The organism is Aeromonas crassostreae (assembly GCF_054052445.1).
Window position 1 is genome coordinate 106,779 of sequence record NZ_JBSTYM010000003.1, and the last position, 12,667, is coordinate 119,445.

Genomic DNA, 12,667 nt, shown 5'->3' on the forward strand with positions numbered 1-12,667 from the left:
TCATTACGGTGTGTTTGCACAGCAAACCACCCGGCACCCGGGCAGTCGATGCCAATCGGCTGTAAGTGAGACCTTGCCGAGAGGCAAGGTGACGCTGCTCCAAACGCAAGCCCACGCCTCCGGTCGTGGGTTTTGTCGTTTCAAGGAGAGCTGAACATGGGTGAATGGTGGATGTGGTTGGGGTTCTTCGCCCTGGTGTTGACCCTGCTCTGGGTCGATTTGCGGTTCGTGGGGGGCGGCCGATCCCACAAGGTCTCCCTCAAGGAGGCGGGCGCCTGGTCCCTGGTCTGGGTCAGCGTGGCCCTGCTGTTCAATCTGGCCATCTGGTACTGGGCCGACCTGCACCTGGGGCGGGAGATGGCGAACCAGAAGGGGCTGGAGTTTCTCTCGGGTTACCTCATCGAGAAGGCGCTGGCGGTGGACAACGTCTTCGTCTGGCTGATGCTGTTTGGCTACTTCGCCATCCCGGCCGAGCTGCAGCGCCGGGTGCTGCTGTACGGGGTGCTGGGGGCCATCGTCATGCGGGCCGGCATGGTGTTCGCGGGCAGCTGGCTCATCGAGCAGTTCCACTGGATCCTCTATCTGTTTGGCGCCTTCCTGCTGCTGACCGGGGCCAAGATGCTGTGGGCCGCCGACCAGGAGCCGGATCTGGAAAACAATGCCCTGCTGGGCTGGATGCGGCGCCGCTTCAAGGTGACCGAGCGCCTGGAGGGGGAGAAGTTCTTCGTCTGGCGTGACGGGGTGCGTTACGCCACGCCGCTGCTGCTCATCCTGGTGCTGGTGGAGGTGAGCGATCTCATCTTCGCGGTGGACAGCATCCCGGCCATCTTCGCGGTGACCACGGATCCCTTCATCGTGCTGACCTCCAACATCTTCGCCATCATGGGGTTGCGCGCCATGTACTTCCTGCTGGCCGGCGTCGCCGAGCGTTTCACCCTGCTCAAATACGGCCTGGCCTGCATCCTGATGTTCATCGGGGTCAAGATGCTGCTGCTCGACATCTTCAAGATACCGACCGGCATTGCATTGGGCGTGGTGGCCCTCATTCTGGTGGCCTCCATGGGGCTGAGTCTCTGGGTGACCCGCAAGAAGCTGGCATAAGGTCGTTCGGCTGGATTGGCGCAAGATCCCGTGCGGTGTATCGCCCTCGGCGTGGTGGCGCAGATCCTGGTCGGCTCCATGGGGCTCAGTCTCTGGGTGACCCGCAAGAAGCTGGCGTAAGGTCGTGCGGCTGGATTGGCGCAAGATCCCGTGCGATGTATTGCCCTCGGCGTGGTGGCGCTGATCCTGGTCGGCTCCATGGGGCTCAGTCTCTGGCTGACCCGCAAGAAGCTGGCGTAAGGTCGTTCGGCTGAATGGGCGCAAGATCCCGTGCGGTGTATCGCCCTCGGCGTGGTGGTGTTGATCCTGCTGGCCTCCATGGGGCTCAGCCTCTGGCTGACCCGCAAGAAGCTGGCGTAAGGTCGTGCGGCTGAATGGGCGCAAGATCCCGTGCGGTGTATCGCCCTCGGCATGGTGGTGTTGACCCTGGTCTCCTGGTCGGCTCCATGGAGCTCAGCCTCTGGGTGACACGCAAGACAGTGCCCGACCAGAAAGCGGTATAAGCACAGACAAGAAGGGCTCCCTCGGGAGCCCTTTTTTATCTCTGGTTGTCGATCAGCGCTTGATCTTCTTGGGGTTGGTGTAGCCCCAGACGGTGTACATGTCCGCCAGCAGGGCGCCGTTGTACTCCTCCAGATCCCCCTGCTTCACCTCGGCTTCCCCCTGGCGGCCGAACAGTACCACCTCGTCACCGGGTTTGACCCCCTTGATGTCGGTCACGTCCACCATGACGGTGTTCATGGAGGTCTTGCCCACCACGGGCGCCTTCTGGCCCTGGATCAGCACATAGGCCTTGTTGCTGAGCGCACGGCGATAGCCGTCTGAGTAACCCAGGGGCAGGTTGGCGAGCAGGGCGTCGCGCTTGAGGGTGAAGGTGCGGTCATAACCGACGGAGTTGCCCGCCGGGTAGCGGTTGACCGAGGCGACCTGGGTCTTGAACGCCATCACCTTCTTGTATTCGGTGTAGGAGGGGATGGTATCGCCATAGATGATGCCGCCCGGGCGTACCATGTCAAAGTAGGCTTCCGGCAGCTCCAGAGTGGCGAAGGAGTTGGCGGCGTGGATGGTGAGCTTGCTGCGATCCAGCTTGCCCGCCTCGATGAGCCACTGGGTGTCCAGCTTGAACTGGGCCAGCCCCAGCTTGACGTCCTCTTTCTCTTCCACCGGGAAGTGGGTCATGATGCCGACCGGGGTGATCCCCTTGAGCGCCAGCATGGAGAGGGCCTCGCCCTTGGCATCCTCGGCCCTCAGGTCGATGCCGTTACGGCTCATGCCGGCGGAGTTGAGGCCGATGTGCACCGGGATCCGGGTGTTGTGACGCAATGCGATGTCGGAGATCCCCTGGGCGCTCACCAGGCTGCCCACCAGCTCTTCCAGCCGATAGGGCAGGGCCTGCTCCACTTCATCCGGGGTGGCGGCGCGCACCCGCATCAGGCGGCCTTCGAAGCCCTTCTCGCGGGCGACGCGGGCCTCTTCGTTGCTGGCGATGCCGATGCAGGGGATGCCCGCCTTGACCACGGAGGGGACCAGCAGATCGATGCCGTGACCGTAGGCATCGGCCTTCATGATGGCGCAGATCTGCGGTCCCTTGTCGCCGAGGCGGGTCTTGAGGGTCTGGAGGTTGTGCTCAAACGCACCCAGGTCTACCTCCAGCCAGGCGTTGGCGGCGGTCTGCACCTCGCCACTGCGCAGGTCGCTGGCCTGGGGCAGGTAGGGGGCGGCGGTGGCCTGACCGGCCATCAGGCCGAAGATCAGGGTGGCGAGCAGGGTTTTCTGATTCATGGGGTGTCCTGTTATGTTGAGGCAAGGCTGGGGGAACAACTGGCGCCCCCGCGATCCGTTCCTTGGTATCAGTGGCCGGGCCATCGATGCCTTCTTATTGATTTATATATGTTTAGTGGGTAACTCGACCCGAATGGGAGTGTACCGTATGGTGCCCTTTGTGGCACGTCTCATGGGAGATGGCAGATGAGATCGTTGGAGTGTCGCGTGCCGCCCGTGCTGCTGTTTGGCGTGGTGGCGCTGGGGATGGTGCTGGGGCGTGGCGGCGGGGAGGGGTGGCCGGTGGCTGCCCTGTTGTTGACCCTGCTCGGCTGCGTGTTCGGGTTTGGTGCCCTGCTGCGCTTTCGTCGCCATGGCACCAGCGTCAGCCCGATGCGCCCGGAGCGGGCCAGTGCCCTGGTGACCACAGGGCTCTACGGCCTCAGTCGCAATCCCATGTACCTGGGGCTGCTCTGCTGGATGATGGCGCTGGCCTGTTATCTCGGGGGTGTCTGGGTCTGGATCGGGCCCCTGGTGCTGTGGGGCTGGCTCACCCGCTTTCAAATAGTGCCGGAGGAGCGGGCCCTGCGGGAGCGCTTCGGCGAGCCTTATCTGGATTACTGCCGACGGGTGCGCCGCTGGTGCTGAGCCGCGCGGCGCGCTGAAAAACCCAGCCAGACAGGGCCCGCCCTGGCGGACCTGCCATCCTGGGGCCTGGTTCAGGCCGAGGCGGACTCCGGACTCGTCAGGGGGGAGGCCTCCTCCTGGCGCGCTTCCGTCCTTGCGACCACACAGGCGGCGATGGCGTTGCCCAGCACATTGGTGGCGGAGCGCCCCATGTCGAGGAAGTGGTCTATGCCGAGCAGCAGCAAGACCCCGGCCTCCGGAATATGGAACTGATTGAGGGTGGCCGCGATCACCACCAGGGAGGCGCGGGGTACCCCGGCCATCCCCTTGGAGGTGACCATCAGCAGCAGCAACATGGTCACCTGCTGGGCGAAGGAGAGTTCGATGCCGTAGGCCTGAGCGATGAACATGACGGCAAAGGTGCAGTACATCATGGAGCCATCCAGGTTGAAGGAGTAACCCATGGGCAGTACGAAGCTGGCGATGCGCTTGGGGCAACCGAACTGCTCCAGGCGTTGCAGGGTCTTGGGATAGGCCGCCTCCGAGCTGGCGGTGGAGAAAGCCAGCAGCACGGGCTCGCGGATCAGGGCCAGCAGAGTCGGGGTGCGGCGGCGGATGAAGAGGCTGCCCATGGCGATCAGCAGCAGCCAGAGGCAGCCGAGCGCCAGGTAGAACTGGGCCATGAAGCTGCCATAGGTGGCGAGGATGGCGAGCCCCTCCCTGGCGACCATGGCCGAGATGGCCGCGAACACGGCGAAGGGGGCGAAGTTCATCACATAGCCGGTGACTTTGAGCATGATCTCGGCGGCGCTGGCCAGCAGCCTCACCACCGGCTTGGCGGCATCCCCGAGGGCGGCGGCGGCCAGCCCGAAGAAGAGGGAGAACACCACTATCTGCAGGATCTCGTTGTTGGCCATGGCCTCCACCAGGCTCTTGGGGATGGCGTGGGCGATGAAGTCGCGCAGACTCAGGCTGGCGGTGGCGAGGCCGCTGCTGGCGGACTCGGGGGGCAGGGGCAGGGAGAGGCCGCTGCCTGGCTGCATCAGGGTGACCATGAGCAGCCCCAGGGAGAGGGACATCAGGGAGGCCAGCATGAACCAGCCCAGGGTCTTGGCGCCGATCCGGCCCACGGTGCGGGTGTCCCCCATCTTGGCGATGCCGACCACCAGGGTGGTGAACACCAGGGGGGCGATGATCATCTTGATGAGGCGCAGGAAGATGTCGGTGAGCAGGGTGATGTTGCCTGCGAAGGCAGGGGCTTGATCCGGGGCAAGGAGTCGGTAGCCCTGACCGGTGGCGATGCCAAGCAACATGGCAGTCAGGATGGCGAGAGTCAGCTTGTTCAGTTTCATGGGGAGAGATCCGCGCAGCGCAAGGAGTCGGAATGGGTGGCGAGTGCCACGACAGCCGGGCCGGCTCGTCACGGGAGGGCGAGCCATTGGCGCAGCATGCCCAAAGGGCGCGGTGAAATCTAGCGCGGGATCACACTTTTATCGCTGGTCTTAGGTGTATTCGACATGCTATTTAATTGTCTATGGTGATTTATGCTAGTCGGTCGCGATCTTGGCGAGATAAGCGGCTGACAACGCCTCGTCCCCCTGCTGGCGATGGGCGAGGCGCAGGATCAGCAGGGCCGAGATACGGTGCTCCACGTGAAGCTGCTCCATGAAGGTGTCGGGTTCGTACCGGTCGAACCCGAATGGGGGGCGGCGGGGGGTGGCACGCACCGCATCACGCACTATGTCCAGGCTCACCACCTCGACCCAGCCATAGCCCTGGGCCAGGGCCAGCTCCCCGGCGCGCTTGAGCACATACTTGCGCGCCGTCTCCCGGCTCACCAGATCGTTGCCGACAAACTCTATCTGCCAGCGATCCGGGCCTATCTGGCTCTGGGAAAAACCGGTCTGGCCGCCCCAGAGGGAGGGCTCGCTGTCATAGGGGGTGGCGCAGCCCGCGAGCAGCAGGGCGCACAGCAGCAGGAGTCTGGCGAACATGGGATCTGGCCTCGGGGCGGTGAGATGGGCCGATCACACCACAGGAAACGGCCATGGGCAAGCCAGGGTCTGGCTGTGACACTGGCTGGCGTGGGGACGATCTGGGAATGGGCGGGGAGAGGGCCGCCGGCAGGCCGGCCTGGCGCAGGCCGCGCGCCAGGGGAGGCAAGCATGCGGATAAAGAAAAGGCCCAGTCACTGACTGGGCCTTTTCTCGGGGAATGATGGTCGGCGTGAGAGGATTCGAACCTCCGACCCCTGACACCCCATGACAGTGCGCTACCTGGCTGCGCTACACGCCGACTGCGTCAGCTTGGCTGACGGGGGCTGAGTTTATGGAGATGACCCTATCCTGTCAACAGGGGAAATCACACCGTGAGATCGTTTGCCTGCTTTGTGGGCAACTTCGGATCAAAGTGCGAGCAATCGCCCGTATTGGCGCTGTTTTTCGGGCCTTGCGGCCAAAAAAACGGCCACCCTGGTGGGCGGCCGTTTGGCGTAACGCTTTCAAGCAGAGATCAGCGGTTGAAGGTAAGCCGCTTGCCCAATACCTGGTCGGTGACCTGACCGTTTTGCCAGGCTATCTGGCCATTGACCAGGGTCATTGCAATCATGGCGCTCTGGCAGCGGCAGCCCGTCTCAGCGGTTGAAGGTCAAGCGCTTGCCCAGCACTTTGTCGGTGACCTGACCGTTTTGCCAGGCTATCTGGCCATTGACCAGGGTCATGTCAATCATGGCGCTCTGGCAGCGGCTGCCCGTCTCAGCGGTTGAAGGTGAGCCGCTTGCCCAATACCTGGTCGGTGACCTGACCGTTTTGCCAGGCTATCTGGCCATTGACCAGGGTCATTTCAATAGTGCTCTGGAAGCGGTAGCCGTTGAAGGGAGACCAGCCGCACAGGTAGAGCAGATTGTCGTCGTTGACCACATAGGGCTTGCCGAGATCCAGCAGCACCAGATCGGCGAAGTAACCTTCCCGGATGTAGCCGCGATCCTGCACCTGGAAGCGCTCGGCCACCGCATGGGAGGTTTTCTTGACGATGGTTTCCAGGGAGAAGACGCCGTTGTGGTAGAGCTCCAGCAGCGCCTGCAGGGAGTGCTGCACCAGGGGCACGCCGGACGGTGCCTTGAAGTAGCTGTTCTGCTTCTCTTCCCAGGTGTGGGGGGCGTGGTCGGTGGCGATGATGTCGAGCACGTCGTTGCGCACCGCATCGAGCAGGGCCTGCTGATCGGCGGCGCTCTTCACCGCCGGGTTGCACTTGATCAGGCTGCCCTGGGTGTCGTAGTCCGCCTCGTTGAAGAAGAGGTGATGGACACACACCTCGGCGGTGATGTTCTTGTCCTTGAGATCCTTCAGGTCCGGGGTGGCGGTGAACAAGGAGAGCTCTTTCGCCGTGGTCAGGTGCAGCACGTGCAGCTTGGCGCCGTACTTTTTCGCCAGCCCCACCGCCATGCTGGAGGACTTGTAGCAGGCATCGGCGCTGCGGATGCGGCCATGCTCGCGCATGGGCACATCCTCGCCCCATTTGGCGCGGGCCTCGTCTTCGAGCACCTTGATGGAGGGGGTGTCCTCGCAGTGGGTGACTATCATCACCGGGCTCTCCTGGAAGATGGCCGCCAGTGTCTCCTGGTTGTCCACCAGCATGTTGCCGGTGGAGGCCCCCATGAAGATCTTGATGCCGCAGGACTGCTTGGGATCGAGCTTCTTGATCTCTTCCAGGTTGTCGTTGGTGGCGCCGAGGTAGAAGCTGTAGTTGGCGGCGGCGGAGTTGGCGGCTATCTGGTATTTGGCTTCGAGGGCGTCGATGGTGGTGGTCTGGGGATTGACGTTGGGCATCTCCATGAAGCTGGTGGTGCCCCCGGCGACGGCGGCCCGGGATTCGCTGGCGATGGTGCCCTTGTGGGTCAGACCCGGTTCCCGGAAATGGACCTGATCGTCGATCATGCCCGGGATCAGGTGGCGGCCGGTGCCATCGATCACCATGGCGTCCGGCGCCTCGATATGGGGCGCGATCCGTTTGATCCGCTCCCCTTCGATCAGCACGTCGGAGGCGTAGATGCGCCCTTCGTTGACCAGGGTGGCGTTCTTGATAAGCAGTGTGTTCATGGCGGGTCCAGTTCCTTTGTCTGTGATCGCGGGTCATAATAGCGCAATCTGTCCCTACTCTGTAGCAAGGCCTGAGTGATGAAGTTATTTGTAAGAGATTTGACCGTGATCGACTCCAGCTATCTGTGCGAACGCCGTGGCATGGTGGGGGAGAGCTGGCTGGTGGACGTGGAGATGAGCGGCGAGCTCAACGAGATGAGCATGCTGCTGGACTTTGGCCGGGTGAAGAAGCTCATCAAGGCGATCATCGACCGCGAGGTGGATCACAAGCTGCTGGTGCCGACGGACAGTGCCATGGTGCGTATCGAGTCCTTATCCGGCGGCGAGACCTGTGTCGATCTGCTGCGCCAGGACAAGTCCATCCATCTGCGCTGCCCGGATCAGGCATTCGCCTTCATTCCCGGCCCCCAGGTGGACAAGGAGTCGGTGACCCGCTATCTGCTGGGGGTGCTGGCCAGGGAGCTGCCCGGCAACATCCGGGATCTGTCGCTGACCCTGCGCCACGAAGCCATTCAGGGCGCCTTCTACCACTACAGCCATGGCCTCAAGAAGCACGACGGCAACTGTCAGCGCATCGCCCACGGCCACCGCTCCCCCATCGAGATCGAGGTGGACGGGGCGCGCAACGAGGAGCTGGAGCTCAACTGGGCCGAACGCTGGGCCGACATCTACCTCGGCACCGCCGACGATGAGGTGCCCCTGGCCGAGCTGGCGCTGAGTAGCGTTGCCACCCCCCTGCTGGGGGCTGGCCACATCGGCTTCAAGTACGTGGCGCCCCAGGGCTTGTTCCAGCTCGCCATGCCGGCCGCCGAGGTGGAGATGATAGACACGGACACCACCATAGAGCTGCTGGCCTGCTACATCGCCCGCGAGGTGAAAAAGCAGGTGGGGGACAAGCTGGTCAAGATAGTGGCCTATGAAGGGGTGGGCAAGGGCGCCATCGCCTACGCTTGACGACCCGGCTCGTCCCACAAAGAAGGAGGCCCCGCAGATGCGGGGCCTCGTCGTCTCTGGGGGCAGCCGTCAGGCGCTGAGGCGAAAACGCCGGACCAGGCTCTCCTGCTGCTCGGCCAGGGCATCGAGCTGCTGGCTGGTCTCGGCGACCCGCTCTATGCCCTGATAGTTGAGGTCCGAGATGTCCGAGATGCGATTGAGGTTGGTGGCGATGTCGGCGCTGGTGGCCTGCTGCTGCTCGGCGGCGGAGGCTATCTGGCTCGACATGTCGCTGATGAGCACCACTATGCCCTGCACCTCCTCCATGGCGTTGTTGGCGTGGGAGCTCTGGCTCATGCAGCTGTCCATCTCGCGGGAGCACTCCTGCATCACGCTGACCGCCCGGGCGACCCCCTGCTGCAGGTTCTCTATCATGGTCTGGATCTCGTTGGTGGAGTGGGCGGTGCGCCCGGCCAGGTTGCGCACCTCGTCGGCCACCACGGCGAAGCCGCGGCCCTGCTCGCCAGCCCGGGCCGCCTCGATGGCGGCGTTGAGGGCCAGCAGATTGGTCTGCTCGGCGATGGCGCGAATGACGTCGAGTATGTTACCAATCTGGCCGCTCATGGCGCTCACATCGCCAATCACTTTGCCGGTCTGTTGCAACTTGCCCGCCAGCTGGTGGGTGGTGCTGATGTTGCCCGCCATCACCTGGCGTCCGGTCTCGGAGGCCTTCTCCACGTCCATCACCCGCTCCAGGGTCTGGTTGGCGGCCTGGGCCACCTCCCGCACCGAGGCCTCCATCTGGGTCATGGCGGCGGCGACCGAGGCGGTCTCCTGGCGCTGCTTCTCCAGATCCGCGCGCACCGATTCGGTGGTGTGGCGGTTGTCGTGGGCGGCGTCATTGAGCTGGGTCGAGGCCTGGGAGAGCTGGGAGAGCACCTCGCTCATCTGGGCGATCAGCAGGTTGACCTGGCTGCCGAGCTGGCCGAATTCGTTGCGGCTCTTGAAGCCGATGCGCAGGGTCATGTCCCCCTGGGTCACCTCGGTCAATACCCGCAGCAGCTCCTTGAGGGGTCGACGGATGGCGCGGCCCAGGGTGATGGCCACCAGGATGGCGACCAGGATGGCCAGCCCTATGCTGACTCCCTGAGAGAGGCTGCTGCGCTGCTGTACCTGTTCGGAGGCCAGGATGCTGGCGTTCATCAGCTGCTGGCTCTGGGCCGTGATGGCCTCGAGCTGACCCTGGATGGCGATGATGAGCTGGCTCGCCTGCTTGCTCTTCTCGTGCAGGGTGGCCTGCTGTTTCATCAGGGTCAGATACTGGCCGAGCAGGCCGTCGGCGGCCGTGGTGTCGCGCACGAAGGCGCGCACGCTGTGGCCGAGGTCGTTGTCAAAGTCCGGCAGCTCCCGCTCCAGATCCGCGATGGTGCCGTTGAAGCCGTCGATCTGCATCTTGTTGCGCTTGAGCGCCGCTTCTATGGGGGCGGGGATGCTCTGGTTGAGGGCATCCATGGTGGAGAGCTCGATGGCGGAGAGCTGGGTGGTGAGCTTCTCGGAGAGCATCTTGATGAAGCTGTCATCCTGGCCGGCCATCATGTCGCCCAGGTTCTTCTTGAACTGGGGCAGGGTGACCTGAAACTGGCCCTTGGCCCGGTTCACCTTGTGCAACTGGCTGAGCAGGGCCTGGTGTGCGGCGGGCAGGGCCTGGGTCAGGGCCTGGTAGCTGGCGACCTGCTCCTTGAGCGCCGTGAGCGGCGCCTGCAACTGGGGCTCATTGCCGGCCTGGGCAGTCAGGGCCTGCAGCCGGCGCTCGACCTCGGCCTCGGCCTCCGTCAGGGTGGCTATCTCTTCGGGCATCATCCTGGCGTCCTGCTCGGTCAGCACGTCGTTGAGCCGCTTGTTGGCGCTGAGCAGGCTTATCTGGGTCTGGCTGCTGGCCTGAACCAGCGGCATGGACTGCTGGGTGACCTGATGCAGGGCCTGACCGAGGGCGCGCTGGCTGTGAAAGGTGAAGGCAGAGCTCGCTATCATCACGGCCACCAGGATGGCAAACCCGAGATAGACCCGCTGCAAGATGGAGAGGTCCGACATGCTTAGTTTCATTATTGTCCCGCTTTGAATGCAAAAGTCCCTTGCCTGAATCCCCCGTCCCTTTGCTACCCTACGGACGTCGCGCCCGGCACCGGGGATCCCTCGTTCTGGCTATCGGTATTTTTAACAATAACTGAAGGGATTGTGACAACGGCTGTCGCAAAAACCGGCCTGTGTCACACTTGGCGGCCCCGGTGGCGATGGAATAGCCTCGTTAGAGGCTTTATTTTGATTTTTCTTTTTAACGCAAGGAGTTACCCATGGCCGATGAAACCATTTTCAGCAAAATCATCCGCAAGGAAATCCCGGCCGAGATCCTCTATCAAGACGATCTGGTCACCGCCTTTCGCGACATCTTCCCCAAGGCCAAGACCCATATTCTCATCATCCCCAATGTGCTGATCCCCACGGTCAACGACGTCGAAGCCGAGCATGAGCTGGCCCTGGGGCGCATGTTCACCGTGGCCCGCAAGCTGGCGGCCGAGGCCGGCATCGCCGAGGATGGCTATCGCCTCATCATGAACTGCAACCGCCACGGCGGGCAGGAGGTGTACCACATCCATATGCACCTGGTCGGCGGTCAACCCCTGGGCCCCTTGCTCAGCCTGTGATGCGCCTCGTCTCATCGACCGGCCTGCTGCTGGCCGCTCTGCTGCTGGGGGGCTGTGCCAGCTGGCAGGACTTGTTCGTTTCCTATTCGGTGCAGATGGCGCCGGTGCGCAGTGCCCTGCTCCAGGGCAAGGCTCTGGACGCCATGGCCGAGGTACGCGAGCTCGAACCCGGCGATGACGGCTATGTGCTCAGCCGCCTGGAGCTGGGGCGCATCGCCCAGCTGGCCCGGCAGGATCCCGCCAGCCGCCAGGCCTGGGTGGCGGCGGACAGGGCCCTGAGGGCCCAGGATGAGCAGGCGCGCTACCGGCTGAGCCAGGGGCTGGCCCAGGCGGGCAGCCTGCTCACCAACGATCAGACCCTGGGCTATCAGACCCCGGACTATGAGCGCACCATGCTGCACCACTACCTGGCCCTCGATTACCTGGCACGAGGGGATCGGGAGGGGGCCCTGGTGGAGGTGCGCCGCGCCAACCAGGTGCAGGAGCGGGCCCTGCGGGAACGGGATGGCGAGCTCGCCAAGGCGAAGGCACAGGCCGGCGTGCGCCAGGCCCTGTCGCGGGCGCCGGATCTCGACCGCCTGGTCGGTCAGGTCAAGAATGGCTTCCAGAACGCCTACACCTTCTATCTGTCCGGGGTGCTCTATGAGGCGAGCGGGGATCTCAACGATGCCTGGGTCGACTATGGCCGCGCCCTGGAGATAGCACCGGACAACCCGGCTCTGCAAGGGGCCCTGCTGCGGTTGGCGCGCCTGCGGGGCTCCGCCGAGGAGCTGGAGCAGACGCAGCGGCGCCTCGGTCGCAAGGCGCCGCCCCTGACGCGGGGGGAGGGCAGGGTGGTGATCCTGTTCGAAGACGGCCTGATCCCGGCCCGGCGCGAACTCTTCCTGCCACTGCCCCTGTTCACCTCGGCCGGGGATTTTCGTACCTTTACCGTCGCCATCCCCTACTACGATAATCGCGGCGCGGACGTGGGGCCCCTCAGGGTCGGGGTGGCTGGCCAGGTCGGCAGCACGACGCCCCTGGTGCGGCTCGAGGCCCTGGCCGCCAGGGATCTGCAGGAGCGCCTGCCCGCCATGTTGAGCCGTCAGGCGCTGCGGCTGCTGGCCAAGGAGCAGCTGCGGCGCACCGCCGCCAAGGAGGGGGGGGATGTGGGCAACCTGGTGGTCGGTCTGTTCAACACCTTCTCCGAGCGGGCCGATACCCGCAGCTGGCTGACCCTGCCGGCCCAGGCGTCGAGCTGGGAGGCCAGCCTGCCGGCGGGTCGCCAGAGTCTGAGCCTGGGGGCGGGGAGCGCGAGCCAGACCCTGCCCATCGAGGTGCGGGCCGGGCGCACCACGCTAGTTTGGGTACAGCGCCTCGGCGCGGGCCTGAACAGCCGGGTGATGCCCCTATGAGTGCCCGTTTGGGCAAGGATCACTGACTGACCGGTTCGGCCCCTCGGCCACC

General features: G+C 64.2%; 10 protein-coding genes and 1 tRNA gene. 5 read left to right on the forward strand and 6 right to left on the reverse strand.

The annotated features are described in order from the left end of the window. The first annotated feature begins 156 nt into the window (after window positions 1-156). Window positions 157-1,101, forward strand: a complete 945-nt coding sequence (locus ACW5W4_RS03495) for a TerC family protein (protein ID WP_456688426.1) — start codon at window positions 157-159, stop codon at window positions 1,099-1,101. Window positions 1,102-1,656: 555 nt separating this feature from the next. Here ACW5W4_RS03495 and alr read toward each other — a convergent pair. Next, window positions 1,657-2,883 carry an alanine racemase gene (gene alr, locus ACW5W4_RS03500; RefSeq protein ID WP_456688427.1) on the reverse strand — a complete coding sequence of 409 codons (1,227 nt, stop codon included), beginning with the start codon at window positions 2,881-2,883 and terminating at the stop codon, window positions 1,657-1,659. 186 nt (window positions 2,884-3,069) lie between these two features. On the opposite strand from alr, the gene ACW5W4_RS03505 reads away from it, so the two are divergent. Further along, window positions 3,070-3,510, forward strand: a complete 441-nt coding sequence (locus ACW5W4_RS03505; protein ID WP_456688428.1) for a methyltransferase family protein — start codon at window positions 3,070-3,072, stop codon at window positions 3,508-3,510. Window positions 3,511-3,581: 71 nt separating this feature from the next. On the opposite strand, the gene ACW5W4_RS03510 is transcribed toward ACW5W4_RS03505, so the two are convergent. From ACW5W4_RS03510 to ACW5W4_RS03525, 4 genes are all read right to left on the reverse strand, one after another. After that, entirely contained in the window at window positions 3,582-4,841 is a 1,260-nt protein-coding gene (locus tag ACW5W4_RS03510) for a dicarboxylate/amino acid:cation symporter (protein WP_456688429.1), read from the reverse strand. Window positions 4,842-5,036: 195 nt separating this feature from the next. Continuing rightward, window positions 5,037-5,483, reverse strand: a complete 447-nt coding sequence (locus tag ACW5W4_RS03515) for a CC0125/CC1285 family lipoprotein (protein WP_456688430.1) — start codon at window positions 5,481-5,483, stop codon at window positions 5,037-5,039. A 224-nt stretch (window positions 5,484-5,707) separates the two neighbouring features. After that, window positions 5,708-5,784: transfer RNA gene (locus ACW5W4_RS03520), tRNA-Pro, on the reverse strand. 458 nt (window positions 5,785-6,242) lie between these two features. Next, window positions 6,243-7,586, reverse strand: a complete 1,344-nt coding sequence (locus ACW5W4_RS03525) for a dihydroorotase (protein ID WP_427263151.1) — start codon at window positions 7,584-7,586, stop codon at window positions 6,243-6,245. Window positions 7,587-7,664: 78 nt separating this feature from the next. Between ACW5W4_RS03525 and ACW5W4_RS03530 the strand changes: the two genes are divergently transcribed. After that, window positions 7,665-8,540 (forward strand): 6-pyruvoyl trahydropterin synthase family protein, encoded by an 876-nt coding sequence (locus ACW5W4_RS03530; RefSeq protein ID WP_456688431.1) that lies wholly within the window; start codon window positions 7,665-7,667, stop codon window positions 8,538-8,540. A 69-nt stretch (window positions 8,541-8,609) separates the two neighbouring features. Here the strand turns inward: ACW5W4_RS03530 and ACW5W4_RS03535 are convergent, their stop codons facing one another. Further along, window positions 8,610-10,610: a methyl-accepting chemotaxis protein gene (locus ACW5W4_RS03535; protein ID WP_456688432.1), complete on the reverse strand. Its 2,001-nt coding sequence runs from the start codon at window positions 10,608-10,610 to the stop codon at window positions 8,610-8,612. 260 nt (window positions 10,611-10,870) lie between these two features. Between ACW5W4_RS03535 and hinT the strand changes: the two genes are divergently transcribed. Then, window positions 10,871-11,221: a purine nucleoside phosphoramidase gene (gene hinT / locus ACW5W4_RS03540; protein ID WP_456688433.1), complete on the forward strand. Its 351-nt coding sequence runs from the start codon at window positions 10,871-10,873 to the stop codon at window positions 11,219-11,221. Beyond that, on the forward strand, window positions 11,221-12,615 hold the full coding sequence (locus tag ACW5W4_RS03545; protein ID WP_456688519.1) for a COG3014 family protein: 1,395 nt from the start codon (window positions 11,221-11,223) through the stop codon (window positions 12,613-12,615). The genes hinT and ACW5W4_RS03545 overlap by 1 nt, the downstream gene beginning before the upstream one ends. Window positions 12,616-12,667: the final 52 nt, after the last annotated feature.

What these genes read in the sequence shown, in the direction of transcription:
- ACW5W4_RS03495 (WP_456688426.1), top strand. Translation starts at nt 157, where the DNA reads ATGGGTGAATGGTGGATGTGGTTGGGGTTCTTCGCCCTGGTGTTGACC.
- alr (WP_456688427.1), bottom strand. Translation starts at nt 2,883, where the DNA reads ATGAATCAGAAAACCCTGCTCGCCACCCTGATCTTCGGCCTGATGGCC.
- ACW5W4_RS03505 (WP_456688428.1), top strand. Translation starts at nt 3,070, where the DNA reads ATGAGATCGTTGGAGTGTCGCGTGCCGCCCGTGCTGCTGTTTGGCGTG.
- ACW5W4_RS03510 (WP_456688429.1), bottom strand. Translation starts at nt 4,841, where the DNA reads ATGAAACTGAACAAGCTGACTCTCGCCATCCTGACTGCCATGTTGCTT.
- ACW5W4_RS03515 (WP_456688430.1), bottom strand. Translation starts at nt 5,483, where the DNA reads ATGTTCGCCAGACTCCTGCTGCTGTGCGCCCTGCTGCTCGCGGGCTGC.
- ACW5W4_RS03525 (WP_427263151.1), bottom strand. Translation starts at nt 7,586, where the DNA reads ATGAACACACTGCTTATCAAGAACGCCACCCTGGTCAACGAAGGGCGC.
- ACW5W4_RS03530 (WP_456688431.1), top strand. Translation starts at nt 7,665, where the DNA reads ATGAAGTTATTTGTAAGAGATTTGACCGTGATCGACTCCAGCTATCTG.
- ACW5W4_RS03535 (WP_456688432.1), bottom strand. Translation starts at nt 10,610, where the DNA reads ATGTCGGACCTCTCCATCTTGCAGCGGGTCTATCTCGGGTTTGCCATC.
- hinT (WP_456688433.1), top strand. Translation starts at nt 10,871, where the DNA reads ATGGCCGATGAAACCATTTTCAGCAAAATCATCCGCAAGGAAATCCCG.
- ACW5W4_RS03545 (WP_456688519.1), top strand. Translation starts at nt 11,221, where the DNA reads ATGCGCCTCGTCTCATCGACCGGCCTGCTGCTGGCCGCTCTGCTGCTG.